21 protein-coding genes and 1 pseudogene are annotated in these 26,878 nt (G+C 68.6%); 12 read left to right on the forward strand and 10 right to left on the reverse strand.

The genetic code is table 11. The features are described from left to right. From fliD to AC1RQF_RS29430, 3 genes are all read left to right on the forward strand, one after another. On the forward strand, nt 1-376 hold a 376-nt coding region (gene fliD / locus AC1RQF_RS29420), incomplete at its 5' end, for a flagellar filament capping protein FliD (RefSeq protein WP_492873593.1). Nucleotides 377-545: 169 nt separating this feature from the next. Continuing rightward, on the forward strand, nt 546-1,454 hold the full coding sequence (locus AC1RQF_RS29425) for a phosphatase PAP2 family protein (protein WP_273996025.1): 909 nt from the start codon (nt 546-548) through the stop codon (nt 1,452-1,454). A 349-nt stretch (nt 1,455-1,803) separates the two neighbouring features. Beyond that, on the forward strand, nt 1,804-3,507 hold the full coding sequence (locus AC1RQF_RS29430) for a CocE/NonD family hydrolase (protein WP_492873625.1): 1,704 nt from the start codon (nt 1,804-1,806) through the stop codon (nt 3,505-3,507). Nucleotides 3,508-3,550: 43 nt separating this feature from the next. Here the strand turns inward: AC1RQF_RS29430 and AC1RQF_RS29435 are convergent, their stop codons facing one another. Next, complete coding sequence (locus tag AC1RQF_RS29435) at nt 3,551-5,119, reverse strand: hypothetical protein (protein ID WP_492873595.1); 1,569 nt, start codon at nt 5,117-5,119, stop codon at nt 3,551-3,553. Between the two features lie 523 nt (nt 5,120-5,642). After that, nucleotides 5,643-6,104, reverse strand: coding sequence for a helix-turn-helix transcriptional regulator (locus AC1RQF_RS29440; RefSeq protein ID WP_492873597.1), 462 nt, complete (start codon nt 6,102-6,104; stop codon nt 5,643-5,645). A gap of 32 nt (nt 6,105-6,136) precedes the next feature. On the opposite strand from AC1RQF_RS29440, the gene AC1RQF_RS29445 reads away from it, so the two are divergent. Next, nucleotides 6,137-7,582 carry an NAD-dependent succinate-semialdehyde dehydrogenase gene (locus tag AC1RQF_RS29445; protein ID WP_492873599.1) on the forward strand — a complete coding sequence of 482 codons (1,446 nt, stop codon included), beginning with the start codon at nt 6,137-6,139 and terminating at the stop codon, nt 7,580-7,582. 27 nt (nt 7,583-7,609) lie between these two features. On the opposite strand, the gene AC1RQF_RS29450 is transcribed toward AC1RQF_RS29445, so the two are convergent. Genes AC1RQF_RS29450 through AC1RQF_RS29465 form a run of 4 tightly spaced genes read right to left on the reverse strand, consistent with a single transcriptional unit; the run spans nt 7,610 to nt 14,615 of the window. Beyond that, nucleotides 7,610-8,803, reverse strand: coding sequence for an MFS transporter (locus AC1RQF_RS29450; protein WP_492873600.1), 1,194 nt, complete (start codon nt 8,801-8,803; stop codon nt 7,610-7,612). Between the two features lie 7 nt (nt 8,804-8,810). After that, complete coding sequence (locus AC1RQF_RS29455) at nt 8,811-10,265, reverse strand: efflux transporter outer membrane subunit (RefSeq protein WP_492873602.1); 1,455 nt, start codon at nt 10,263-10,265, stop codon at nt 8,811-8,813. After that, nucleotides 10,262-13,435 carry an efflux RND transporter permease subunit gene (locus AC1RQF_RS29460; protein ID WP_492873604.1) on the reverse strand — a complete coding sequence of 1,058 codons (3,174 nt, stop codon included), beginning with the start codon at nt 13,433-13,435 and terminating at the stop codon, nt 10,262-10,264. The genes AC1RQF_RS29455 and AC1RQF_RS29460 overlap by 4 nt, the downstream gene beginning before the upstream one ends. A gap of 13 nt (nt 13,436-13,448) precedes the next feature. Beyond that, complete coding sequence (locus AC1RQF_RS29465) at nt 13,449-14,615, reverse strand: efflux RND transporter periplasmic adaptor subunit (protein ID WP_443111507.1); 1,167 nt, start codon at nt 14,613-14,615, stop codon at nt 13,449-13,451. An 89-nt stretch (nt 14,616-14,704) separates the two neighbouring features. Between AC1RQF_RS29465 and soxR the strand changes: the two genes are divergently transcribed. Beyond that, entirely contained in the window at nt 14,705-15,175 is a 471-nt protein-coding gene (gene soxR, locus AC1RQF_RS29470) for a redox-sensitive transcriptional activator SoxR (RefSeq protein ID WP_273996012.1), read from the forward strand. A 43-nt stretch (nt 15,176-15,218) separates the two neighbouring features. Here the strand turns inward: soxR and AC1RQF_RS29475 are convergent, their stop codons facing one another. The 3 genes from AC1RQF_RS29475 to AC1RQF_RS29485 form a co-directional block, all read right to left on the reverse strand. Continuing rightward, a complete protein-coding gene (locus AC1RQF_RS29475; RefSeq protein WP_492873606.1) occupies nt 15,219-15,950 on the reverse strand; it encodes a trypsin-like serine peptidase in 732 nt (243 codons plus the stop codon). A 44-nt stretch (nt 15,951-15,994) separates the two neighbouring features. Next, nucleotides 15,995-16,360: a hypothetical protein gene (locus tag AC1RQF_RS29480; RefSeq protein WP_273996008.1), complete on the reverse strand. Its 366-nt coding sequence runs from the start codon at nt 16,358-16,360 to the stop codon at nt 15,995-15,997. Nucleotides 16,361-16,693: 333 nt separating this feature from the next. Next, nucleotides 16,694-17,989 carry a cystathionine gamma-synthase family protein gene (locus tag AC1RQF_RS29485; RefSeq protein ID WP_273996006.1) on the reverse strand — a complete coding sequence of 432 codons (1,296 nt, stop codon included), beginning with the start codon at nt 17,987-17,989 and terminating at the stop codon, nt 16,694-16,696. A 176-nt stretch (nt 17,990-18,165) separates the two neighbouring features. On the opposite strand from AC1RQF_RS29485, the gene AC1RQF_RS29490 reads away from it, so the two are divergent. From AC1RQF_RS29490 to AC1RQF_RS29510, 5 genes and pseudogenes are all read left to right on the forward strand, one after another. Further along, nucleotides 18,166-18,645, forward strand: a complete 480-nt coding sequence (locus AC1RQF_RS29490; protein WP_273996004.1) for an Lrp/AsnC family transcriptional regulator — start codon at nt 18,166-18,168, stop codon at nt 18,643-18,645. A gap of 113 nt (nt 18,646-18,758) precedes the next feature. Continuing rightward, nucleotides 18,759-19,732, forward strand: a pseudogene (locus AC1RQF_RS29495) (zinc-dependent alcohol dehydrogenase). A 125-nt stretch (nt 19,733-19,857) separates the two neighbouring features. Beyond that, complete coding sequence (locus AC1RQF_RS29500; RefSeq protein WP_273996003.1) at nt 19,858-20,313, forward strand: universal stress protein; 456 nt, start codon at nt 19,858-19,860, stop codon at nt 20,311-20,313. A gap of 58 nt (nt 20,314-20,371) precedes the next feature. Beyond that, nucleotides 20,372-20,611, forward strand: a complete 240-nt coding sequence (locus AC1RQF_RS29505) for a hypothetical protein (RefSeq protein ID WP_273996002.1) — start codon at nt 20,372-20,374, stop codon at nt 20,609-20,611. A 734-nt stretch (nt 20,612-21,345) separates the two neighbouring features. Beyond that, on the forward strand, nt 21,346-23,163 hold the full coding sequence (locus tag AC1RQF_RS29510) for a S53 family peptidase (RefSeq protein ID WP_492873610.1): 1,818 nt from the start codon (nt 21,346-21,348) through the stop codon (nt 23,161-23,163). Nucleotides 23,164-23,251: 88 nt separating this feature from the next. On the opposite strand, the gene AC1RQF_RS29515 is transcribed toward AC1RQF_RS29510, so the two are convergent. Continuing rightward, nucleotides 23,252-23,923, reverse strand: a complete 672-nt coding sequence (locus AC1RQF_RS29515; protein WP_273996000.1) for a TetR/AcrR family transcriptional regulator — start codon at nt 23,921-23,923, stop codon at nt 23,252-23,254. 61 nt (nt 23,924-23,984) lie between these two features. On the opposite strand from AC1RQF_RS29515, the gene shc reads away from it, so the two are divergent. Together shc and AC1RQF_RS29525 are read left to right on the forward strand one after the other, a co-directional pair. Continuing rightward, nucleotides 23,985-25,988, forward strand: a complete 2,004-nt coding sequence (gene shc / locus AC1RQF_RS29520) for a squalene--hopene cyclase (protein WP_492873612.1) — start codon at nt 23,985-23,987, stop codon at nt 25,986-25,988. Between the two features lie 145 nt (nt 25,989-26,133). Further along, nucleotides 26,134-26,733 carry a TetR/AcrR family transcriptional regulator gene (locus AC1RQF_RS29525; protein ID WP_492873614.1) on the forward strand — a complete coding sequence of 200 codons (600 nt, stop codon included), beginning with the start codon at nt 26,134-26,136 and terminating at the stop codon, nt 26,731-26,733. The last annotated feature ends 145 nt before the right edge of the window (nt 26,734-26,878 follow it).

The raw sequence follows: 26,878 nt of genomic DNA on the forward strand, positions 1-26,878 counted from the left end.
TTCGCTGGTGGTCGACAACGCCGCGTTGAAGGCCGCGCTGCAGAACAAGCCCGCGGTCGTGGCCCGGGTGTTCAACGAAACCGACGGCCTCGGCAAGCAGATGAGCAACCAGATCAATCTGCATATCCGCGACGACGGCACCAAGTTGACCGACAAGGGTACGATCGCGGTCCGTCTCAGCGCGATCGACACGGACATGAAGAGCCTGTCGCAGCGCGGGAAACAGTTGGAGCTTTACACCTCGCAGCTGACCACGCAGTACAAGTCGCAGTTCACGGCGCTCGACGCGCTGATGGCGAAGATGAAGACCAACGGCGACTACCTGACGGCGTTGTTCGGCGGCCAGAACAGCGCCGGCGCGTTGGCCAACAAGTAAGCCCCGGCGCGCGGCGGCCCGCGCGCGCCTCTTGCGGTTCCGCCGCCGCGGCAGGATCATCGGGCACCGACCTCGCCCGATCCTGCCGGCGGCCGGCGTGACCGGTCCGATCGCGCGCCTTGCGGCACAGGCGCGCCCGCCGGCCAGGTTCACCGTTTCCCGGGAACTCATGGCCACCGAATCCGTCCGTTTCCCCAAGTTCGCCGCGCGAGCGGATCGCATGCCGCGCCGGTTGCTGTTGCCCGCCGCGCTTGCGTTCCTGTGTCTCGATCTGGCGTGGTGCCTCGCCGCGCGCTGGACGATCGCGCCGCGCGAACTGCTGCTGGGCCTCGCGATGTGCGCGGGGCCGCTCGCGCCGCTCATCGCCGTGCGTTACCGGCGCGATCCCCGCCTGCGCGCGCTGTGCGTCGATACCGCGCAGTTCATGCTGTTCAGCCATGCCGCCGCGTTGTTCAGCTACCTGGTGGTGAGCACCGGCGCGCCGCTCGTCGACGCCCGGCTCGCGCGCTGGGACCGCTGGCTCGGCTTCGACTGGCCGGCGCTGTATCGCTGGCTGCATGCGCGGCCCGCGCTCGACGCGCTGCTCGGCGTCGCCTATGACAGCGCGCTGCCGCAGATGGCGTTCGTGATTCTCTATGGCAATCTGGCCAACCGGCGTGCGCGGGTGATCGAGTTCTTCAACGTGGTCGTGCTCGCATTCGTTGTCACCACGGTCGTCGCGGGCTTCGCCCCGGCGGCCGGCGCGGCCAAGCTCCACGCGGCCGAGGTGCACGCGAATCTCGCGCTGTGGGCGGATTTCGAGCCGCTGCGCGCGGGCCTGCTGAAATCGTTCAGCCTGCTGCACGCGCAGGGCCTCTACGCCTTCCCGTCGTTCCATACGGTGATCGCCGTCGCGCTCGCCTACGCGCTGCGCGGCACGCGGCCGTTTTCCTGGTTCGTCGCGCTCGACGCGCTCATGATCGCGGCCACGCCCATCCACGGCGGTCACTACCTGGTCGATGTGCTGGCGGGCGGGGCGACGGCGGCGCTCGCGATCGCCGCGGCCCGCTCGCGCCTGTTCACCCGTATCGCGCGCTGAGGGCAGGGCGGCCGAGCCCGCCCGCGCACCGATTCTCCCGATCGCGTCGCAAAGCGCAGCGGGCAAGCGCAACATTTCGAAGGTTTACTCACTTTATTGTTTCAAACGGCCGACAGCGCAACGATCGCGCGCATTGGCTCGCGCGCCGGGCTTCCCATCCTGCGTCTCAAACACACGTCCCGGACAAGACCCTCGGCGCACGGTGCGCGAGCTTACAGTTCGCCTTGACCGACCCGGTTCCCGATGGCTCAATCCGGCGAACGGCGCGTCGCCCGAGGCGATCGAGACCGTGAGTTCAACGAAACAACTCAACGAGACAAATACCGGAGGGGACGTGAAGATCATCCGCATGATGGCCGGCCTTGGGCTGGCATTGACCGCGTCGTTGTCGCAGGCCGCCGTGTCCTGCCGCCCGGCCACGCCGCTCGAGGCAGCCGCGTATACGACGCCATTCCAGTTTCCCGGGGTCATTTCGCCGCGCGACGGCACCTGCTGGGTCAACAACCTGACGATCACCGCATCCGACGGCACGCGCCTGACCGCCAACGTATCGCTGCCGAAGCAGTCGCGCGCGGACCAGACGTTCCCGACGATCGTCATGATCTCGAGCTGGGCCGCCTCCGACTTCTTCGAGTACCTGGGCCAGCAGCAGAAGCTCGCCCAGGACGGCTACGTGGTGCTCAGCTATACGCCGCGCGGCTTCTACCTGTCGGGCGGAACGGTGCAGGTGGCGGGGCCGCAGGACGTCCGCGACGTGTCGACCGCGGTCGACTGGGCGCTCGCGAACACGGGCGCCGACCCCGACCGGCTCGCGGTCAGCGGGATTTCATACGGCGCGGGCCTGTCGCTGCTCGCGCTGGCCCAGGACCCGCGGCTCAAGACCGCCGCCGCGCTGTCCGGCTGGGGCGATCTGGTCGACCAGCTGTATCCGGCGCAGTCGCCGAACGCGACCTGGTCGGCGGTGCTGTTCCTGTCGGGCAAGGTGACGGGCCGGCTCGATCCGATCGTCGACCAGTACATCAAGGCGCTGCTCGATCCGAACACGCCGCAGGCGAAGGTCGACGAGATCGTCGCGTGGGCGCGCGTTCGCTCGCCGGCGAGCTACATCGACGCGATCAACAAGCGCAACGCCCCCGTGTTCCTCAGCAAGAACTTCGAGGACGACATGTTCACGCCGAACTCGTCGATGCGCCTGTTCTCGAAGCTGACGGGCCCGAAGAAGCTGCTGATCAATCCCGGCATCCACGCGCAGGCGGAGATTCCCGGCGCGCTGCTCGGCTTGCCGAACTTCCCGTACGACGAGGCGCACCGCTGGTTCGACCGCTTCCTGAAAGGACAGCAGAACGGCGTCGAGACCGGCCCGCAGGTGTCGATGCAGATCAAGTTCAGCACGACGCGCGACACCTTCGACACCTGGCCGGCCAGCAACGTCCGTGCGCAGACGCTGTACGTCGGCCCGCGCGGCGGATTGCGCTGGGAGCTGGGCTGCTTATGCTGGAAGGGCACCAACGGCGCGTTGCAGGCGACGCCGAACACGGTGGCGGGCGGCGACCTGATCCAGAATTTCTCGGACACCACCGCGACGAGCGGGCCGATTCCGATCCTGTCGACCTTCGGCGAGGGCCTCGGCGCGCCGGTGATCAACGCGTTGCCGAGCGTCGCGCTCGCGACCGGCGTGCGCTACGAAGGCGCGCCGCTCGCCGCGCCGATGCAACTGCGCGGGGTGGCGCAGCTGAACCTGCGCGTTGCGCCGTCGCAGGCCCGCGCGCAGGTGGTGGCCTACCTCTACGATGTCGATGCGCTCGGCATCGGCAAGCTGATCACGCACGGCGCGCGCACCGTGCACTGGGCCACGCCCGGCGCGACGATCGATTTTCCGATCGAATTCTCCGCGACCGCGTATGACGTGCCGGCGGGCCACCACATCGGCGTCGTGCTCGATACCTACGACAGCCTGTACCAGCCGCCCGTCAACCCGGGCGAACGGTTCGGCGTGACCTTCCAGTTCGATCCGACCCGGCAGGCCACGCTGGTGCTGCCCGTCAAGTCGTGACGGGCTCACTGTAAGGATCTCGCCGTCACGGCCGCGCGCCGCCTCAGCTTTGCACGTAGCGTGCGGGCAGCGGCGGCGCGCCGGCCGGAATCGTCACCAGCCCCGTGTTGAGCCAGCCCTGGGGCGCACCGTTCGACTGCGCATACGCGCCGACGTACGGCATCATCCGGGTCGTCTGGTACACCTGCGGCGTCCAGCCCGGCGGCGCGAGGAAGATCGAGGTCGCGCGCTTCTCGCTGTACGCGGAAGCGCCGTAGGTCGAGATGTTCCACAACGTCTGCTGGTAAGTCGCGTAGTCGGCATTGTGGCGATCGCCGCCCGCCGGCCAGCCTTCGAGCTGGATGAAGGTGTTGTACGCCCCCGCGCCGGCCAGCAGATTGTTGACGGTGCGGCCGTACAGGAACGACAGGATCAGCCCGCATTGCTCCGGCGCGAAGTCGCCGCCGACGCTCAGGTAGTAGCGTCCCGTCGTGTTGACGAGCGACGCGTAGTGCGAATTGCCGATGTCGACCGAGGTCGCGAGCCCGCTCGCGCCGATGTAGCTGTCGAACGCCTGCATCGACACGCCCGGGGGCAGGTCGCTCGCCGCGCTGATCGCCACGAAATGAGACCCCGCCGCGAGCAGCGTCAGGCAGGCATTGACGCTCGCCGCATTCCAGTTGCCCGCCGCGTCGGTGAACGCGAAGCCGCGATACCCGCTCAGGTTGAACACGGCCGGCGCGCTGCCCGGCTGCCAGGTGAGCTGCGGCACCCACATCGTCAGCGCGCCGTTCGCGGATGCGCCCGCCACGTAGTGCTTCAGCAGATCGATCAGTTGCGCGTCGGCGGGCGGCAGGGCCGAACCGGCCGCCCCGCCGAGCCAGCGCTGCGTCCATTGAGCGACGAAGCCCGCCAACTGGCCGCCCGTGAAATCCGCCGGCGGGACGTAGCCGAGCGGCCCGGTGTCCTGATAGGCGGCCTGGATCGCGGCCGCGCCGCGCAGGCTCGCGCCGAACAGGCTGTTCGCGAAGTCCTGACAGTTGTTGCGCGGCGGCGTGTCGAGCAGCGCGAGGGGGGCGACGTAGGCGCCGTTGGCGGTGGCGACGCCGCGATACAGGTTCAGGTTCGCGACCGCGTCATGCCCCGGGAAGGTGGCTGCGTTCGCGCCGGCCACATAGCCTGCCGACGGCGCGACGCCGACCGTGGTCGCCTGCGCGCCGAACGGGTGCACGTAGGACAGGTTGAAGCCGGCGTCGCCGCCCGCCAGGCTGAAGCTGCCCGTGCAGTCGCTCAGGCTGCTCGACGCGCTGACCGTCGTGGTCTGGCCGGTCGAGATCCGCGACGCGGACGCCTGCGGAGCCGAGCCGCTCTGGCTCGCGGCGTTGCCGTAGGCAAGCGTCAGCCCGGGGATCCAGCTGGTGACGTTGATCGTCATCGAGCGGCCGGTCAGGCTGAGCGCTCGCGCGTCGGGTTTCGGGTCGGACGCCGCGAGCAGCGAGGCGCCGCCCGGCGAGTCATCGCCGCCGCAGGCGGCAAGCGCGGCGACGAGCGGCGACAGCGCGAGCGCGGCGCCGCGCGAGATGAAGCGGCGGCGCGGCGCGACCGGGAAGAGTGAAGCGGGAAGGCGGGGCATGGCGGGACCTGTTCACGAAGAGAGTGGGCGAAACGCGCATCGTCCGATGCACACGTGTGCAAAAGAGGCGGCAGACGCGCACCGGTTCGCGAGGCCGCGGCACACAGTTATGCGCGCGTTGTGTGAAATGCGTGCGACAGCGATTGGGCGCGATGCGCGGACCCATCCGTATGGCGCGCCTCGAAAGCGATCGAACCGGAAAGGTCGCGTCGGGCTGCCCGCGGGCCGCGGCAAGCGCTCGACGCCGAGCGAGGCGCGCGCGTGGGCTCAGATCATCCGGATTCGATTGCGTGTCGGCCGCGATGAACTCGGTGCGCCGGTAACGGACCCGGACCGGTGTGAACCATGCGGCGCTTCGCGACGAGGCATGGCGAGGAGATCGGCGTGATGTCGAAAGCACTGTCCGGCCATCGAGCGTCCAATCGACCGGGGCGTATTGCCGACGCCCGAAGGCCGATGCGCGCGCCGCCCGTATGAATGGACGCATGCGCGCGCCGTTGCGACGACGCGTGACGAGCCCCGCTCAGTGCATGACTTGCGACAGCGCGCGGGCCGCGTCCGGCGTCATGCCGGTCCACGCGTGGAAGGCGCGGAAGAAGGAGTTGGGATCCTGATATCCCAGCAGGAAAGAGATCTGGTTGTACGGCAAATCGGAATGGACGATGTAGTGACGCGCGAGCTGTTCGCGCACGCTGGCCAGCAGCGTCTTGAAACGGGTGCCTTCCTGTTCGAGCCGTCGTTGCAGCGTTCGCCGGCTGACGGCGAGCTTGTCCGCGACGTCGTCCGCGCTGCTGAGGCCACTGGGAATCATGTCGAGCAGCGCGGCCCGCACCCGCTCCGACAGACCCGCGCCGGCCGACAGGCCGGACAGTCGCCGCCTCAGGTAGGAGCCGGCGCGGCGCGGGACCGTGCCGGGCGCTCCCAGCGGCCGACGCGATCCCTCGGTATCATGGACGCGCGCGTGCTGCCCGCACGCCCCGCCCAACCGACACTCATCGACCCAATGGAGCAATGAGCATGGCCATTCCGAGCTACACCGATACGCAGTTGCTGATCAATGGCGAGTGGTGCGACGCCGCGAGCGGCAAGACGATCGATGTCGTCAATCCCGCGACCGGCGCCGTCATCGGCCGGGTCGCGCATGCGGGCATCGCGGATCTCGACCGCGCGCTCGACGCCGCGCAGCGCGGCTTCGCGCTGTGGCGCAAGGTGCCCGCGCACGAGCGCGCCGCCACGATGCGCAAGGCCGCGGCCCTCGTGCGCGAACGCGCCGACGCGATCGCGCGGCTGATGACGCAGGAGCAGGGCAAGCCGTTCGTGGAAGCGCGCATCGAGCTGCTGTCGGCCGCCGACATCATCGAATGGTTCGCCGACGAAGGCCGCCGCGTGTACGGTCGGGTCGTGCCACCGCGCAATCTCGCGGCGCAGCAGACGGTGGTGAAGGAGCCGGTCGGCCCGGTCGCCGCGTTCACGCCGTGGAATTTCCCGGTGAACCAGGTGGTGCGCAAGCTGAGCGCCGCGCTCGCGACCGGCTGCTCTTTCCTGGTCAAGGCGCCGGAGGAAACCCCGGCGTCGCCGGCCGAACTGCTGCGCGCATTCGCCGACGCGGGCGTGCCGGCGGGCGTGATCGGGCTCGTGTACGGCGACCCGGCGGAAATCTCGGGCTACCTGATTCCGCATCCGGTGATCCGCAAGGTCACCTTCACCGGCTCGACGCCGGTCGGCAAGCAGCTCGCGGCGCTGGCCGGCGCGCACATGAAGCGCGCGACCATGGAGCTGGGCGGCCACGCGCCCGTCATCGTCGCCGACGACGCCGACCTCGCGCTGGCCGTCAAGGCGGCGGGCGGCGCGAAGTTCCGCAACGCGGGGCAGGTGTGCATCTCGCCGACCCGCTTCCTCGTGCACAACAGCATCCGCGAGGAATTCACGCGCGCGCTGGTCCAGCATGCGGAAAGCCTGAAGCTCGGCGATGGCCTCGCGGAGGGCACGACCCTCGGCCCGCTCGCGAACGCACGCCGGCTCGGCGCGATGCGCAAGGTGCTCGACGATGCGCGCGCGGTGGGCGCGACGGTCGCCACGGGCGGCGAGCGCGTGGGCGAGGTCGGCAACTTCTTCGCGCCGACGGTGCTGGCCGACGTGCCGCTCGAAGCCGACGTGTTCAACAACGAGCCGTTCGGCCCGGTCGCGGCGATCCGCGGCTTCGATTCGCTCGAGGACGCGATCGCCGAGGCCAATCGCCTGCCTTACGGGCTCGCCGGCTACGCGTTCACGAAGTCGTTCCGCAACGTGCACCTGCTGACCCAGCATCTGGAGGTCGGCATGCTGTGGATCAACCAACCCGCCGCGCCGTGGCCTGAAATGCCGTTCGGCGGCGTGAAGGATTCCGGCTATGGATCGGAAGGCGGTCCGGAGGCGCTCGAACCGTACCTCGTCACCAAGGCGGTGTCGGTGCTCGCAGTCTGAGCGCGCGAGGCCCGGGCGGGGCGGCAATCACGCCGCGTCGCGCGGGGCGGACCGGAGTCCGACGCCCGCCAGCGCGCCGGCCGCGGCAGCCGCGGCCACCAGATACGCCACGGCGGGCCACCCGGCCGCGCCGGCCAGCGCGCCGACCAGCAGCGGTCCGAGCACCTGCCCGAGATAATTGCCCTGCATCACGAGCCCGAGGCTGAGCGGCGCCAGCGAGGGCGCGGGCGCGGTGCCCGGCGTGGTCGCGAGCACGGTGGTCGGCAACATCCCGCTGATCGCGCTGAACCCGCCGCACAGCAGTACCGCGAGCGGCGCCGGCATGCCCGAGACGAATATGGCCGCGCCCGTGCAGCCCATCGCGAGGCTCGTCGCCGCGAGCAGCCGCGCCGGCCCCATGCCGCGCGCGAGCAGCGCGCCGGCGAGCAGGTTGCCGGCGGCATTGAGCGCCACGATCACGGCGGACAGCGCGCCGGCCGTCCCGACCGGGATCGCGAGACGCTGCATCAGGAACACCGGCAGGAATGACATCACGGAAAAGAATTGCAGCGTGTAGGCCGCGAAGCCCAGCGCCAGCAGCAGCGTCGCGCGGCGCGTGAGCACGGCGCGCAGCGCGGGCGCGATGTCAGCCCGACTGACGCGCGCGGCGGAACCGCGCGGGGTGCTGAGCGGCAGCAGCAGCGCGGCCCCCAGCGTGAGCGCGGCGCACACCAGCCAGACCGTGCGCCAGCTGCCCAGATGCGGCCCGACCAGCATCGCCAGCGCCATGCCGCCCGCCATGAACGTGCTCCAGAGCCCGAACACGACGCCGCGCCGCGCGGGCGGCGCAAGCCGGTTCAGCACGGCGGGCGCGGCCACCACCACGATCACGAAGCCGAGCCCCTCGGCGCAGCGGCTCGCGAGCAGCCCATCGAAGCTGCGTGCGAGCGCACCGACGCCGCTCGCCGCGCTCATGACCACGAGCCCCGCCATCAGCAGGCGTCGGTCGCCCCAGCGGTGCACCAGCAGGCCCGCCGCGATGCCGCCGAACACGCCGACGAGCGGAAACGCCGACAGAATCCCGCCGAGCGACGCGAGCGAGCGGCCGAACGCCGTCTGCAACTGCGGCAGCGCGATCGTCGCCTTGCCGACGTGCAGCGCGGCGAACACGCCCGCGAGCACGACGTGGACAAGCGCCGGCCATGAGTCGGACGCCGGCGGCTGCGGAGTGCGCGGAGTCATGGCGTCGTCACTCGGCGCGGGCGGCGTCGCGCGGCGCGTCCGTGGTCGGCCATCCGCCCGCGAGCGCCTTGTACACGGAGACCACCGCCGTGGCGTTGCGCAGCCGAGCATCGGCGGCGGCGTCCTGGGCCTGCAGCAGCGAACGCTGGGCATCGAGCACCTCGTAGTAGTCGATCGCGCCCGCATCGAAGCGGGTTTGCGCGAGTTGCGCGGCGCGCGCGCTGTCCGTCGCCGCGCGTTCGAGATGCGCGGCCTCGTCGCGAGTGCGCGCCGCGCGCAGCAGCGCGTTCTCCGCGTCTTCCAGCGCGCCCAGCACGGTCTGCTGATATTGCGCGAGCAAGCCGGCCGCGTCGGCGCGGCTCGCCGCGAGGCGGGCGCGCACCCGGCCGACGTCGAGGAACGACCAGTCGACGCCGAGCGCGATCAGGTTGGTGTCGCCGCCGCTCGCGAAGACCCCGTAGCGCGACGTCAGGCTGCCCAGCATGCCGCTCAGCGTGAGGCGCGGGAACAGGTCGGCGGTCGCGACGCCGACCCGCGCGGTGGCCGCGTGCAGGCGGGCCTCGGCCGCGGCGACGTCCGGCCGCCGGCGCAGCAGATCGGCCGGCGTGCCGGCGGCGATCCCGGCGGGGGGCGCCGGCAGCGGCGCGGGCACGTCGAGCGCAGCGATCAGTGCATCCGGCGTGCGCCCCGTCAGCACCGCGAGACGGTGTTCGTCGACGCCGATGGCGGCTTCGTGGAAGGCGATGCGCGACACGGTGGTTTCGTACTGCGCGCGGGCGCGCGCCGCGTCGAGTTCGGAGCCGCGCCCCGCGCCGACCCGCGCGTCGATCAGCGCGAGCGTGCCGCGCTGGTTGTCGGCGTTGTCGCGGGCGATCCGCAGGCGCTCCTGCTGGCCGCGCAGATCGAGGTAGGCGGTCGCCGCCTCGCCCGCGATCGCGACCCGCACCGCGCGCAGATCGGCGGCGCTGGCCGCCGTCTCGGCGCGCTGCGCTTCGACGCCGCGCCGCACGCGGCCGAACAGGTCGAGTTCCCAGCTCGCGTTGACGCTGACGCCGGAGATCGGCGTGTCGCGCTGGCTGCGCGAGGCGCCGAACGCCTGCGACTGGCTCAGCAGTTGATGGCCGATCTGGCCGCTCGCGGTGATGGTCGGAAACTGGTCGAAGCGGGCGTTGCGCAGCAAGGCGTCGGCCGCGTCGTGGCGGGCGAGCGCGAGCCGCAAGTCCTGGTTCGCCGTATACGCCTGCGCGATCAGCGCGGCGAGCGTCGGATCGCCGAAGCCGCTCCAGAAACCGGCATCGGGCGCGGTGTCGGCGGAAGCCGACGCATTCGGCGCGGGCGCGGCGGCCGCGCGCGCGAAGCGTCCGGGCAGCGCGGTGTCGGGCCGCTGAAAGTCGGGGCCGACCGCGCAGGCACTCAGTGCGAGCGTAAGCGTAAGCGGAATGAGACAGGCCGGCGCGATCATGAATGCGCTCCTTCGGAAATATCGTGGGAATCCTGTCGTGCGATGAGCTTGCGGTGCGCGAGCTTGCGGATCGTGACGTAGAACACGGGCGTCAGGAACAGGCCGAACAAGGTCACGCCGAGCATGCCGGCGAACACCGTGATGCCGGTGGCCGCGCGCACCTCGCTGCCTGCGCCGGTGCCGATCAGGAGCGGCACCGAGCCCGCGATGAACGCGACCGAGGTCATCACGATCGGGCGCAGCCGCAGGCGGCAGGCCTCGAGCGCGGCGTCGACGATGTTCATGCCCTGCATCTCCAGCTCGCGGGCGAACTCGACGATCAGGATCGCGTTCTTGCATGCGAGCCCCATCAGCACGACCAACCCGACCTGCACGAACACATTGTTGTCGCCGCCGGACAGCCACACGCCGAACAGCGCCGCGAACATGCAGACCGGCACGATCAGGATCACCGCCAGCGGCAGGGTCCAGCTCTCGTACAGCGCGGCGAGCACGAGGAACGCGAGCATCACGGCGAGCGGGAACACGATGACCGCCGCGTTGCTCTGCGTGACCTGCTGGTAGCTCAGGTCGCTCCATTCGAGCGTGATGCCGGGCGGCAGCACCTGTTTCGCGATCTGCTGAAGCTTGGCGATCGTCTGCCCCGACGACAGCTGCCGCGGATCGGCTTCGCCGATCAGGTCGGCGGCCGGATAGCCGTTGTAGCGCACGACCGGATCGGGTCCGTAGGTCGGCGCGATCGTCACCATCGAGCCGATCGGCACCATCTCGCCCGCCGCGTTGCGCACGCGCAGGTTGCCGATGTCCTCGGGCGTCTGCCGGTGCGGCGCGTCGGCCTGCGCCATGACCCGGTAGACCCGCCCGAACAGGTTGAAGTCGTTCACGTACACCGAGCCGAGGTACACCTGCAGCGTGCTGAACAGATCGGTCAGCGACACGCCCTGCGCCTTCGCCTTCACGCGGTCGACCTTGATTTCGAGCTGCGGGATGTTCGCCTGATACGAACTGACGGGGTAGGTCATGCCCGGCGTCTTGGCGACGGCCGCCTGGAACGCGCCGAGCGCATCCTGCAGCGCGCCGTAGCCGAGCCCCGCGCGATCTTCCAGGTACAGCGAGTAGCCGGAGCCGTTGCCGAGGCCCTGGATCGGCGGCGGCAGCAGCGCGTAGGCGAAGCCGTCCTTGATGCCGGCGAAGCGCGCGTTCAGCTCGGCGCTGATCTGGGCGGCGCTGCGATGGCGTTCGCCGAACGGCTTGAGGATGATGTACGAGTTGGTGATGTTCGGCGTGTTGACGCCTTGCAGCGCATTGAGGCCGGCATAGGCGGGCACCATCGACACGCCGTCCACCTGGTGCGCGATCTCGACCATCTGACGCGTGAGCGCATCGGTGCGCGCGAGCGAGGCGCCTTCCGGCAGCTTCGCGCCCGCGAACAGGTAGAGCTTGTCCTGGGTCGGGATGAAGCCGCCCGGCACCCGCTGGAACAGCAGCGCGGTCGCGCCGAGCAGCACGACGTACACGACGAACACCATGCCGCGCCGTCCGAGCGAGCGTGCGACCGCGCCGTGATAGCGATCCGAGCTGCGCTGGAAGAAGCGGTTGAACGGCGCGAACAGCCAGCCGAAGCCGCGCTCGATCGCGCGCGACAGCGCGTCCTGCGGCGCGTCGTGCGGCCGCAGCAGCTTGGCCGCGAGCGCGGGCGACAGCGTCAGCGAGTTGATCGCGGAGATCACGGTCGAGATTGCGATGGTCACCGCGAACTGCTTGTAGAACTGCCCGGTGACGCCCGACAGGAAGGCCATCGGCACGAACACCGCGCACAGCACCAGCGCGATCGCCATGATCGGCCCCGACACCTCCTTCATCGCCTGGTGCGCGGCGGCGCGCGGCGAGAGCCCGCGGCCGATGTTGCGCTCGACGTTCTCGACCACCACGATCGCGTCGTCCACCACGATGCCGATGGCGAGCACGAGCCCGAACAGGGTCAGCGTGTTGATCGAGTAGCCGAGCACGTAGAGCCACGCGAAGGTGCCGACCACCGACACGGGCACCGCGAGCAGCGGAATGATCGACGCGCGCCAGGTCTGCAGGAACAGGATCACGACGAACACCACCAGCACGACGGCCTCGATCAGCGTGTGCTGGACCGCGCGGATCGACTCGCGCACGAACACGGTCGGATCCCACACCGGCTGATAGGCGATGCCCGCGGGGAAGCGCTTCGACAGCGCGTCCAGCTTCGCGTACACGGCGCGCGCGACGTCGAGCGCGTTCGCGCCCGGCGAGAGGAAGATGCCGACCGTCGCGGCATTGCGGGTGTCCTGCAGCGAGCGCAGCGTGTAGTCGCCGGCGCCCAGCTCGATGCGTGCGACGTCGGACAGGCGCACGACCTGCCCGTCGCCGCCGTTCTTGAGCACGATGTCGCCGAATTCCTGCGGCGTGCGCAGCCGGCCGCGCACGTTGATCGACACCAGCAGGTCGCGCGCCTGCGGCGACGGTTCCGCGCCGAGCTGGCCGGCCGACACCTGCACGTTCTGCTCGCGGATCGCGTTGACCGCGTCGCTCGCGGCGAGCCCGCGCGACGCGAGCCGGTTCGGGTCGAGCCACACGCGCATCGCGTAGTCGCCGGAGCCGTACAGGCCGACGTCGCCGATCCCCGGCAGGCGCGACAGCTCGTCCTTCACGTGCAGCGTCAGGTAGTTGCGCAGGTACAGCGAGTCGCGGCTGTTGTCGGGCGAATAGAGGCTCACGTACATGAGCGGCGTCGGCGACTGTTTCTGCGTGGTCACGCCGTACTGCCGCACCTCGTCGGGCAGGCGCGAGAGCGCCTGGCTCACGCGGTTCTGCACGCGCACGGCGGCGGTGTCGGGATCGACGCCGGGCAGGAACGTGACCACCACCTGAAGGCTGCCGTCCGAACCCGCGACGGATTTCATGTACATGATGCCCTCGACGCCGTTGATTGCTTCCTCGAGCGGTTCGGCGACCGATTCAGCGATGTCCTTCGGGTTCGCGCCCGGATAGGTGGCGCGCACCACGACATTGGGCGGCACCACTTCCGGGTACTCGCCCGCGGGCAGCATCGGAATGGCGATCAGCCCGAGCGCGAAGATCACGATCGACAGCACGACCGCGAAGATCGGCCGGTCGATGAAGAATTTCGAAAAGTCCATGACGGTGTGCTCGTTACTGCGCGGTGGCGGATGACGCGGCGGCGCTCGCCTCGGGCCGCGCGGGCAGCGCCTTGGGATGCACCGGCGCGCCCGGGTAGTAGATCTTCTGCAGGCCCTCGACGATCACCGTGTCGCCCGCGCGCAACCCGGTGCGGACGATCCGCTCGTCGCCGATCTGCCGGCCGAGCGTGACATCGCGGCGCAGGGCCTGATTGTTCGGGCCGACCACGTACACGTACTTGCGATCCTGGTCGGTCAGGATCGCGCGGCCGTCCACCAGCAGCGCCTCCGGATCCTGCGCGCTCGACAGCTGCACGCGCGCGTAGAGGCCCGGCGTGAAGCGCCCGTCGGGATTGGCGAGACGCACCCGCGCGCGGATCGTGCCCGTGGCCGGATCGACGCGGTTGTCGAGGAAGTCGACCGTGCCCGCGTGCGGGAAGCCGGTTTCGTTCGCGAGCCCGATCCGCACCGGGTTCGCGGCCAGCGCCGGCCCGCCCGGGTTCGCGCGCTGCGCGTTGTAGCGCAGGTAGCTTTGTTCGTCGCAGTCGAAGTAGACGTAGACCGGGTCCTGCGACACGACCGTGGTCAGCAGCGTCTCGTCGGCGCGCGCGAGGTTGCCGGTGGTCGCGAGCGCCCGGCCGGCCCGGCCGGTGATCGGCGCGCGGACCTCGGTGAAGCCGAGGTTCAGCTTCGCGTCGTCGACCGCGGCTTGCGCCGCGTGCAGGTCCGCGCCGGCCTGGGCGTCGGTGGAACGGGCGGTGTCGAGTTCTTCCTGGGAAATCGCCTTCGCGCCGATCAGGGTCTGCGCGCGCTGCAACTGGATCTGCGCGAGGCGCGCGGCGGCGCGGGCGCGTTCGAGCTGGGCCTGCGCGCGTTCGAGCGCGATCCGGTAAGGGCGGGGATCGATCAGGAACAGTACCGTCCCTTGCGCGACCCGATCGCCTTCGCGGTAGGCGACCCGCTGCAGGTAGCCGCTCACGCGTGGCCGCAAATCCACGGCGTCGACCGCCTCGACGCGGCCGTTGAAGCCGTCGACGAGCGCGACGGACCGGGGCGCGACGCGCGCGACGCCGACCTCGGGCGGCGGCGGGGCGGGATCCTTGGGTTGGTCATGGCAGCCGGCGGCGGCCAGCAGAAGGGCGCCGACGGCGACCCAGCGCGGCGTCGCGCGCAAGGAGATCAGGTGCATTGGGCATCGTCATGGATTAGACTGGGCGCACAGTCTACAAATTGAAGTTAACTTTAAGTAAAGTACCCGGAGGCAAAAAAATGCGTTCCACTGGTGAGAGTAATGACCCGATGCTGTCGATCAGCGAGGTGGTCGCGCGCAGCGGGGTCAATGCCTCAGCCTTGCGCTTCTATGAATCGCGCGGGCTGATCAGCTCGGTCAGGCGCGGCTCGACGCGCCGCCACTACCCGCGTTCGACGTTGCGGCTCGTCGCCTTCATCGTGTTCGCGCAGCGGATCGGCTATTCGCTCGACGAGATCGCCACGCAGCTGGCGAGCCTGCCGGCCTGCACGCTGCCGAGCAACAAGGACTGGCAGCGGCTGTCGCGCGAGTGGAAGAAGCGGGTGAACGACAAGATCGAGGAACTGCAGCGGCTCAATATCGAGCTTGATCACTGCATCGGTTGCGGCTGCCTGTCGCTCAAGCGCTGCAAGCTGTCGAACCCGGACGACCGGGCGGGGCGCAACGGCCCCGGCGCGCGGCGCTGGCTCGGGGATCCGCCGGTGGTGTGACGGCCCGCGCGGGGCCGGGGTGCGGCGCGCGCGGGCACGCGGTTCAGCAGCCTTCCGCGTTGCAGAGCATCACGATGTTGTTGCTCGTGAATTGCGGGCCGTTGAAGACCTGGCCGAAGGTGCCCGTGCACGACTGGCTGATGTAGCCGTGGACGGTCGCGTCGACGTGATTGCCAGTGCCGTAGTCGCGGATCCACGGGCCGCCGCTCGATCCGTAGGTCATGTTGCAGGCCATGTTCAGCACGCCCGAACCGCAGCTGCCCGGCTGCGCCGAACTTTGCGATTCGCAGTGCTCGAGGCTGTTCGCGTTGCCGATGTTGCCCGGATAGCCGAACGCGTGCATCGGCTGCGACGGCGGGTAGTTCCAGGAGCGTCCGAGCCAGCCCGTGTAGTAGGTGATCGGATGGCCCGCCGAATCGTTCTGGAGCCGGATCAGGCAGACGTCGGATGGGATGTCGCCGTTATTGATCCACGAGTTCGGCACGCGCGCGTCCGACCAGTTGAACGTTCCATAGGGCGCCTTGCCGTTGTTGTAGCCCGGCGCGAACGACCAGCCGCCGATCCAGCCGTTCTTCGAGCGGTCCCAGCAGCAGTGGGCGGCGGTGACGATGATGTTCTTGCCGCTGACCACCGAGGCGGAGCAGGTGCCCTCGCTCGTGAACAGCTTGCCGATCGCGGCGGTCTGCGCATGCGCGGGCCCCGCGCAGAGGCCCGCACAGAACGCGGCGGCGGCGAGCCAGCGCGCAAACACGGACGCATTGAGCCTGGTGACCATGATTGTCTCCTTGCTTGACGACGAGATCCGGCCGACGCAACGTCTTATTTCCAGTCGTCCGGATGGAGCCTGCGTGCTTCTTCTTCCGCTTTCGGGTCGGGGCCGCCGCCTGCCGAGGCGCCGCGCCGCGCGTTTTGCAGCGCCTTGCGTTCCTTGGCCGTGAGCGTGCGCGGGGTGGGCTTGCCGATGGTCTTGTTCCAGTCCAGCGGCTGCGCGGCTAGGCGTTCCTCGCGGGTCTGGAACGACGGCTCCTTCAGCTCGCGCGCCTTCTCCGAATCGTGCTGGATCGATTGGCTGTCACCGTTCGGCAGGGTCTGCGCGACGCCGGGCATCGCGGCCGCGAACACGGCCAGCCCCGTGGCCATCGCATAGCTGAGGTGACGGCCAGTGAGACGGGATGGGGATGACATGGAAGTCTCCTGTCTGGCTTGTTATGCGCATTGGGCGCAACCACGCCCGCGTCGCGCACGAGCGGAGCGAGGGTCGCGTCGCCGGTCGGCGAGGGGGCCCAAGGCAATTCCTGTTATAGAAAGCGCTTTGTATTTGTCAACCGCGTTGCGCGTCCGGTCGTGGTTCGGCGTGGAGCGCGCCGTGGTATTCATCAGGATTCGTCAGGAGGCCGATACGTTGTCGGCGAGGCCGGTTTCCGGCAGGGGCGTCATGCGCCGCGGGGGCGTGACGGCAGGCGGGAGAGCGGGACAAGCGCCGCGCGGATGGTGGTCCGCCCGCGCGGCGTGGCAGCGTCAGCGCGTTGCGCCGGCGATCATGTGGCGGAATGCATTGTCCAGATCGGCGATCAGGTCATCCTCGTGTTCGAGGCCGATCGAGATCCGGATCAGGCCCTCGGACACGCCCGCCGCCTTGCGCGAGGCTTCCGGCACGCCCGAGTGGGTGGTCGATGCCGGATGGCAGATCAGCGATTCGGTGCCGCCGAGGCTCACCGCCGACTTGAACAGGTGCAGCGCATTGATGAAGCGGAACGCGTCGGCGCGGCCGCCGTCGAGCACGAACGCGAAGGTCGAGCCCGCGCCGGTGCACTGGCGCGCATAGGCTGCGCGGTACGCGTCGTCCTCGATGAATTCCGGATGATAGACGGCCACCTTCTGATGCGGATTCGTCGTGAACCACTGGGCGACCTTGCGCGCCGTACGTTCGGCCTGCTTCATGCGCAGCACGACCGTTTCCATCGAGCGGATCAGCATCCACGACGAATGCGGATCGAGCTGCGAGCCGAACGCGCTGCGGATCAGGCGGATCTTGCCGATCAGGTCCTTGCGGCCCGTCACGCCGCCCGCGACGAGGTCGCTGTGGCCGCCGACGTACTTGGTGAGCGAGTAGACAGACAGGTCGACGCCGTGCTCGCCCGGCTTCTGGAAGATCGGCCCGAGCATCGTGTTGTCGCACACCGAGATCGGGCGATAGCCGTGGCGCGCCTCGAACGCGTCGAGTTCGCGGCGCAGGCCGTCGAGATCGATCAGCGAGTTGGTCGGGTTGGCCGGCGTCTCGACATAGCAGATCCGCACCGGGCCTTGCTTGGCCGCCGCTTCGAGCGCCGCGCCGATCGCTGCCGGCGACAGGCTGTTCTCGATCGGATGCGCGGTCACGCCCCATTCCTTGAAGATCTTGCCGATCAGGGTCTCGGTGCCGCCGTACAGGGGCACCGATTGCACGAGCTGGTCGCCCGGACGCAGGAACGCGAGGAACACCGCGCTGATCGCCGACATCCCGCTCGACGTGACGACTGCGGCTTCGGTGCCGTCGAGCAGCGCGAGGCGGTCCTCGACGATCTCGAGGTTCGGATGGTTGAAGCGGCTGTAGACGAGCCCCGCGGCCTCGCCTTGCGGCAGGGCTTTGCGACCGGACACGACATCGAAGAAATCGGCGCCGTCCTCGGCCGAGCGGAATGCGAACGTCGAGGTCAGGAAGACCGGCGGCTTGACCGCGCCCTCGGACAGGAACGGGTCGAAGCCGTACGACATCATCTGCGTTTCAGGATGCAGCGGATGGCCGTTGATGTCCTTCTTGTGATAGTTCGTCATGTTGGGGCTCCTCGGTCGGAAGATCAGGCCGGCCCACGCAGCGTCGGGCCGGCGGCGAAGTCGCTCAGTGTAGAGAGCCGAGCGAAAAATAGTCTTTCCATTTGATTCCCGAATCGGCCATCATTCAGCAGAATCTTCTATCTTGAAAAAATTTCATAAAAGGAAAGACGCAGCGGATGCAACTGGACGAAACAGATTTGAAGATAATGTCAATCCTGCAGCAGGAAGGGCGCTTGAGCAACGCCGAGCTGGCGGAACGCGTGTCGCTGTCGGCGTCGCCGTGTTGGAAGCGCCTGCGACGGCTCGAGACCGAAGGCGTGATCACGGGCTATCAGGCGAATCTCGATCGCCGCGCGCTGGGCTTCGGGGTGGTCGCGTTCGTCAATATCTCGCTCGACAATCATACCGAGAAGACCTGCCGTGCGTTCGAGGCCGGCGTGATGGCGATGCCGGAAGTGGTCGCCTGCCACAACACGACCGGCCAGCACGACTACCTGCTGCAGATCCTCGCTCAGGACTTCGATTCATTCTCGAGCTTCCTGCTGAATCGGCTGCGCGCGCTGCCGGGCGTCAAGGAACTGCTGAGCACCGTGTCGATGCGCGAGCTGAAATCGACCAGCCGCCTGCCGCCGTTCGAACCGAAGCACAGCCGCTGAAGCGTCGATCCGCGGCACCCGTGCGCGCGCTGCCGCGCTTGATGCGCATCAAGCATCGACACGCGGATACTGGGCCCCATCCTCGACTGACTGGGGCGACACATGGGCAGTACATGCAGGCGGCGGTGGTGCATGCATTCGGCGAACCGGTGCGGATCGAAGCGGTGCCGGTGCCCACGCCCGGCCCCGGCCAGATCCTCGTCAACATCAAGGCGTCCGGCGTCTGCCATACCGATCTGCATGCGGCCGACGGCGATTGGCCCGTCAAGCCGACGCTGCCGTTCATCCCGGGCCACGAGGGCGCGGGCGTGCGGCATCTGAAGGGGGGCGACCGGGTCGGCGTGCCGTGGCTGTACACGGTCTGCGGGCACCGCGAATACTGCCAGACCGGCTGGGAAACGCTGTGCCACGCGCAGCAGAACACCGGCTATTCGGTCAACGGCAATTATGCGGAATACGTGCTGGCCGACCCCGACTACGTGGGACGGCTGCCCGATATGGTCGGCCTCGACGAGATCGCGCCGATCCTGTGCGCCGGCGTGACCGTCTGCAAAGGCACCGCGTCACGGACACCCGGCCCGGGCAATGGCTCGCCATTTCCGGGATCGGCGGGCTCGGGCATGTTGCGATGCAATACGCGGTGGCGATGGGACTGCACGTGGCCGCCGTCGATGTCGCCCCGGAGAAGCGCGAACTCGCTCGGCAGCTGGGCGCCGAACTGGTCGTCGATGCCGCGCGCGAAGATCCCGCCGAGGCGATTCGCCGGGCGCTCGGCGTACTGGTGACGGCGGTGTCGCGCGGCGCATTCGCCCAGGCGCGCGGCATGGTGCGGCGCGGCGGAACCGTCGCGCTGAACGGCTTGCCGCCCGGCGGGTTTCCGCTGCCGATCTTCTCCACCGTGCTGAACGGCATCACCGTGCGCGGCTTGATCGTCGGCACGCGGCGCGACCTGCAGGCGTCGCTCGACTTCGCCGCCGAAGGCAAGGTGCGCGCGCGCATCCACCATGAGCGGTTCGACCGCATCAACGAGGCGTTCGCCGCGCTGCGCAGCGGCTCGGTCGACGGCCGGATCGCGCTGACTTCGTAAGCGGCGCCGCACGGCCATTGACGGGCATCAACGCCGCGGCGGCGGAACCCTTGATGATGAACACTGTGCGCGACCGGTTGCTTACCTGCATGCCGCGCGCATGTTCATACGGATGAGGGAATGTCATGTACAAGAAAATCATGGTGGCGCTCGACGGGAGCGAAGTGGCGCAGCGGGGACTGCGCGAGGCGATCCGGCTCGCGGTCGCGACGGGCGGCCGGCTGGATGCGGTCTATATCGTCGATCGCTCGGCATTGTTCAGCTATGCGAGCCACTTCGATCCGGATGCGTTGCTCGCGGCATCCCGCGACGAGGGTGTCCGGGTGCTCGGCGAGGCCGAGCGCGCGATGCGCGAGGCCGGCGTCGCGGGAGAAGGCCTGCTGCTCGAAACCGATCTGCTCGACGAGGAAATCGCCGAACGCATCGCACGCGGTGCGCAGGAACTCGACGCGGATCTCGTGGTGCTCGGCACGCACGGCCGGCGCGGAGTGAAGCGGGCGGTGCTGGGCAGTGTCGCAGAGCGCTTCCTGCGCGTCTCGGCGTGCCCGGTGCTGATGGTGCGCGGCGAACGCGCCGCATAGGTCGACAGGATGTCGGCGGCGGCCGGTGCGCCGCGGCCGATGCCGACGGGAGCGGGTGATGACGATGCATGGCGAAATTCATGACGGCGACTGGGAAGTCGACGTGGCGACATCGCGTCGCGACGACGGCCGCTTCGCTTGCTGGATCCGGGTCGCGCACCGGCTCCAGGACACGATGTTCAAACGTGAATTCCAACACGCCGAGACCTTCGCGAGCGAACGCGACGCGATGGTCGCGGGCTTGCGTGAAGGCATGATCTGGATCGAACTGAAGCGGTGCCATACGTTCGACATATGAAGCAAGTCAACGAACCCGCGCGCGCGGTAAGCGAGCGCCGCCGGGCCCAGCATCCGCCACGCGGCCGCTCGTTCGAAGCGGCCCTCGAAGTGCCCTTTCCTCGATAGTCCTGCATGACCGACGCATTCTTGCCAACAGGGCAGGGATCTATGCGCACGGTCCTCGATTGCCTAACGGCGCCCGAATATTACAAAAGCATTTTATTATTACTATTTGCTTTCTTCCATGGCTATTTAAATTAATTAGATTCCATCAAAAAAAGTTTGACGACCGGATTTTGTTCTTGATATTGTTGGCCGCATGCAATCTGACGGATTGCAAACAAAGCAATCAGTATTCAAACAGCTGCCTTTCTTTTTTGTAGGGCCACTTGCCGCACACCGGTCGAGACGGCCTGTTGTGCTGCAGAACAGCAATCTTCGAGGCACTTCGTTCGCGCAGGGGCCATCTTTGCGCGCGAGCCGTTTTCTCAATATGTAGGATAACGCATCGATTTTTCGGGATCCGCCATTTTTCATCGTGGCGGAGGTATCGCGCATTCTGATTTTATAAACAAAGGACTGCGAATCAATATGGTGGCAACCCACCCGGCCGGCAGGCGTGCCGGCCGACGAGGCAAGCGCGGCGAACGTGAGGGGAAGTGAAGGGCGCCGCGCGGCAACGGAGTGCGTCGATACGCATCCGGGCAAGACGTCGTTCGTGACATGTGATCATTAACCGAGAGGGTAATTCAGATGAAACGTATTTCGAACAAGACACACAGGCACCTATCGATCCTCGCGCTCGCGGCCGCCGCGACGGCGGCCTTTGGCACGTCGAGCGCGCATGCGGCCGATGCCGGCTGGACGGAAACCCGCACCAAGGGCTTCCTGCCGCTGGTCCAAATCAACCAGAACAGCAGGGCGGCTGGCGGCGCCGCGGCAAGCGCGGCGGCCGCCGCGGTCGAGCTGGCGCCCGGCGAATCGATCGACGTCGTGCTCGGCCTGAACCTGCGCGACGAGGGCCAACTCGACACCTTCCTGCACGACCTGCACACGCCCGGGTCGCCCCGGTACCGTCAATACCTGACACCCGAGCAGTTCGCGGCGCGCTATGCGCCGACCGAGCAACAGGTGGCCGCCGTCGTCGCGCACCTGCGCAAGGCCGGCTTCGTCAATGTCGTCGTCGCGCCGAACCGGCTGCTCGTGTCCGCCTCGGGTACGGCCGCCACCGTCAAGTCGGCGTTCCGGACCTCGCTCAAGCGCTTCAACAAGGACGGCCGCAGCGTCTATGCGAACACCGACGCCGCCCAGGTGCCGAACGCGATCGGCGGGGTGGTGAGCGCGGTGCTCGGCCTGCAGAACGTGGAAGTCATGCATACCGGCGCGACCAGCAAGCCACAAGGCAATACGAGCAACCTGACGATTCCGGCCGGCGCGTCCGCGGTGCCGCACAATCCGGTCGAATTCTCGTCGATCTACGGCGGCGCGAGCACGCCGAGCGCCGCGCAGACGACGGTCGGGATCATCACCGAAGGCGATCTCACGCAGACCCTCGCGGACCTCGGCACCTTCGCCGCGAACAATGCGCTCGGCACGATCAGCACCTCGGTCGTGAAGACCGGCTCGTCCGGCAGTTCGTATACCGACACGAAATGGACCACCGAGTGGAATCTCGACAGCCAGTCGATCGTCGGCGCGGCGGGCGGCAGCGTGCAGCAGATCGTGTTCTACGACGCGCCGTCGATGTCGCTGGCGGCGATCACCGCGGCGTACAACAAGGCGGTGACCGACAACGTCGCGAAGGTGATCAACGTATCGCTCGGCGTATGCGAGGCCTCCGCGCACAGCGCAGGATCACAGGCGACGGACAACACGATCTTCAAGCAGGCGGTGGCCCAGGGGCAGACCTTCTCGGTGTCGGCGGGCGACCACGGCGCGTACGAGTGCGCGGGTGGCGCCCCGTCCCGGTCGACCTACACCGTCAGCGAACCCGCGACGTCGCCGTACGTGATCGCGGTCGGCGGCACGACGCTGTTCACCAACACGTCGAACAACGCGTACAACAGCGAGATCGTCTGGAACGACCCGAGCTGGGAGCCGGGGACGGTGTGGTCGACAGGCGGAGGCTTCAGCAAGTACGAGCGCGCGCCGGCATGGCAGCCGTCGAGCCTGACCGGCTCGACCACCCGCGCGCTGCCGGACATCGGCTTCGACGCAGACCTGCGGACAGGCGCGATCCTGGTGCTGAACGGCAAGACGTCCGATACGCTGTGGGGCGCCGGCTACCTGAACAACGAGGGCGGCACGAGCCTCGCCGCGCCGATCTTCACCGGCATCTGGGCGCGCCTGCAATCGGCGAACGGCAATGCGCTCGGCTTCCCCGCGGCGAGCATCTACGAGTACTTCCCGTCGAACGCCGCGGTGCTGCACGACGTCACGTCCGGCAACAACGGCAGCGGCGGCTATGGGTATAAGGCGAAGGCGGGCTGGGATCCGGTCACGGGCTTCGGCAGCGTCGACATCGCCAAGCTGAACACGTTCATCCAGAGCACCCCCGACTTCGCGCGCTAAGCACGTCGCGCGCGGCGGCGGGCCGGATCGCGAAACGCGGTTCGGCCCGCTGTCTTTGCGGGCATCGAATAAACCGGGCCTGCTGTTCTCAGCCTGGATCGGGCGCGGCCGGCGGCGGCATGCGCGTCATCTGATCCAGCTGGCGCACGACTTCGTCGCGCAGCGCGCGCGACATCGACTGATAGCCGAGGACGTCGGCGAACCACAAGCCGTCGGCCGCAAGGCGGCAGATCATCGCGATCGCGGCCTGCGCGAGCGGCAGCTGATCGGGTTGCAGGCCATCGCGCAACGGCGCCGACCAGCGCGCGCGAACGTCGGGATCGCTCATCATCGAGGCGACCAGCACGCGCAGCACATCGCCATCGGCGATCGGGTCCTCTTCGTCGACGCTCACGTGCAGGTAGGCCCGCGCCTGGGCGCCGGACGGCATCGGATCCGCCGCCGCGCGCTCGGCGACGCGCCGCTGGAAACCGATGATGGTCTGTTCGAACAAGGCGTCGAGCAGGGCCTGCTTGCTGCGGAAGTGGTATTGCAGGCCGCCCTTGCTGACCGCCGCGCGCTCGGCGACCGCGTCGAGCGTGACCGCCTGCGCGCCATGCTCGCGCGCGAGATCGGACGCGGCCTGCAGCAGTTTCGCGCGCACCTGCGCGGGCGCCTTCTTGCGCCGGCTGCCGGACGCCGGCGGCGAGGGAGGGGAAGCGGGTTGCGGCGCGGCCCGGGCCGCGGGAGGGCGACGGGTGGCGCGGGGAGTATTGGCCATGCGCCATCTTAGCACCCAGGCCTCGACATAAAACAATCCGTCCGGATGGTATGATGCGCGCATGAATCCGCACCTTTCCCCCCAGCTTCCCGCACTCGACGCCGCGATCGTGCGCGGCCGCGACGCGCTCGTCCGCCGCCAGCAAGCCGATGGCAGTTGGTGTTTCGAACTGGAATCCGATGCGACGATCACCGCCGAATACATCCTGATGATGCATTTCATGGACAGGATCGACGATGCGTTGCAGGAGAAGATGGCGCGCTACCTGCGCGCCACGCAGCGGCTCGACACGCACGGCGGGTGGGCCCTGTACGTCGACGGTGCGCCCGACGTGTCATGCAGCGTCAAGGCGTATTTCGCGCTGAAGGCGGCGGGGGATGCCGAGGACGCGCCGCACATGGCGCGTGCAAGAGAGACGATCCTCGGCCTGGGCGGCGCGGCGAAGTCGAATGTGTTCACGCGGATCCTGCTCGCCACCTTCGGCCAGGTGCCGTGGCGCGCCACGCCGTTCATGCCGATCGAATTCGTGCTGTTCCCGAAGTGGGTGCCGATCTCGATGTACAAGGTCGCCTACTGGGCGCGCACGACCATGGTGCCGCTCCTCGTGCTGTGCTCGCTCAAGGCCCGCGCGCGCAACCCGCGCGGCATTTCGGTCGCCGAACTGTTCGTGACGCCGCCCGACCAGGAGCGCAGTTATTTTCCGAAGGCAGGGGGCGCGCGCCGCGCCTTCCTCGCGCTCGACCGCGTGGTGCGCCACCTCGAACCGCTGATCCCGCGCCGCCTGCGCGCGCGCGCGATTCGCCACGCCGAAACCTGGTGCGCGGAACGGATGAACGGCGAGGACGGGCTCGGCGGGATCTTCCCGCCGATCGTCTATGCATACGAGATGATGCAGGTGCTCGGCTATCCCGACGATCATCCGCTGCGGCGCGACTGCGAGGCGGCGTTGCAAAAGCTGCTCGTCACGCGTGCGGACGGCAGCGTGTACTGCCAACCCTGCCTGTCGCCCGTGTGGGATACCGCGTGGAGCACGATGGCGCTCGAACAGGCATGCGTGGTGACGGATACGCCCGAGGCGGTGCGCGCGACGCGTCAGCGGATCACGCGGGCATACGACTGGCTCGCGATGCGCCAGGTCGATGGGCTGGACGGCGACTGGATCGAGAATGCGCAGCCCGACACGCCGCCCGGCGGCTGGGCGTTCCAGTACGCGAATCCGTACTACCCCGACATCGACGACACCGCTGTCGTGGCCGCGATGCTGCATCGGCGCGGCCGCGCGCAGCAACGGGTGACGGGCACGGATCCGTACGCCGCGCGCGTGGCGCGCTCGCTCGACTGGATCCGTGGCCTGCAGTCGCGCAACGGCGGCTTCGCCGCGTTCGATGCGGATTGCGACCGGCTCTATCTGAACGCGATCCCGTTCGCCGATCACGGCGCGCTGCTGGATCCGCCGACCGAGGACGTCTCCGGCCGCGTGCTGCTGTGCCTGGGCGTGGTGGGGCAGCGGGGCGACCGCGCGGTGATCCGCGATTGCATCGCGTACATCAAGCGGACGCAGCAGCCGGACGGAAGCTGGTGGGGACGCTGGGGCACGAACTACCTGTACGGCACCTGGAGCGTGCTGGCCGGGCTCGCGCTGGCGGGCGAGGCCCCGTCGCAACCGTACATCGCACGCGCGCTCGCGTGGTTGCGCGCGCGGCAGCATGCCGACGGCGGCTGGGGCGAGACGAACGACAGCTATAGCGATCCGACGCTCGCCGGCACGAACGGCGGCGAAAGCACGTCGAACTGCACCGCATGGGCGCTGCTCGCGCAGATGGCGTTCGGCGACGGCCAGTCGGAATCGGTGCGGCGCGGGGTGGCCTATCTGCTGTCCGTGCAGCAGGACGACGGTTTCTGGTGGCATCGTTCGCACAACGCGCCGGGCTTCCCGCGCATCTTCTATCTGAAGTACCACGGCTACACCGCGTACTTCCCGCTGTGGGCGCTCGCGCGATACCGGCGCTTGAACGAGACGGCAGTCGATACCGCGCCCACGCGGATCGCGGAAGTCGCGGCCTGAGTCGGTTGTCCGCGCGCATGCGGGCATCGCCGGGCGTCACGACCGGAGCGGCGGCCTCGCAATCGAGCCCGCCGCGAACCCGGTGAAGCGAAACCCCGCCCATTCATTTAGACGACCGGTCTAATTCGATGCTATCATCCGCGGCATGAGCGCAAGCACCGCCGCCGACGTGCGGCAACACATCCTCGACACCGCCAAGCCCATCATGCTCTGCAAGGGGTTCTCGGGCGTGGGTCTGAACGAGATCCTGGCCGCCGCGGGCGTGCCGAAGGGCTCGTTCTATCACTACTTCGGCTCGAAAGAGGCGTTCGGCGAAGCCATTCTCGAATCGTACTTTGCCGATTACATCGAGCATATCGACCGCCTGTTCAAACCCGATGCCCAGCCCGCCGCGGTGCGCTTCATGCGCTACTGGAGCACCTGGCAGGCGATGCAGGAGGGCAAGGATCCCGAAGGAAAATGTCTCGCGGTCAAGCTGGGCGCGGAAGTGTGCGACCTGTCCGAGGCCATGCGCGTCGCGCTGAAGCGCGGCACCGACCGTATTGTCGATCGGCTTGCCGCCTGCCTGGCCGCCGCGCTCGAAGACGGTTCGCTCACGGTCGACATCGAGCCACGGGAAACCGCCGTGATGCTCTACGAACTGTGGCTGGGCGCGACCTTGCTGGAAAAGATGCGCCGCGACGGCTCGGCATTGCAGACCGCCATGAAGACGACCCGGCGGATGCTGCGACTTCCCGGGCACTAGGGAAAGAGCAGGGCGGCGGCTTGCCGGTCGGCGTCCAATCCGGCGCCCTCGAGAACGCCGCCAGTAGGACACACACGTACTTCGATACGCTCACGCGTATCTTTTTTTGATCGCCAAACTAGACGACTGGTCTAATATCTCGGAA

The organism is Burkholderia sp. GW821-FHT14F03, from assembly GCF_058803765.1.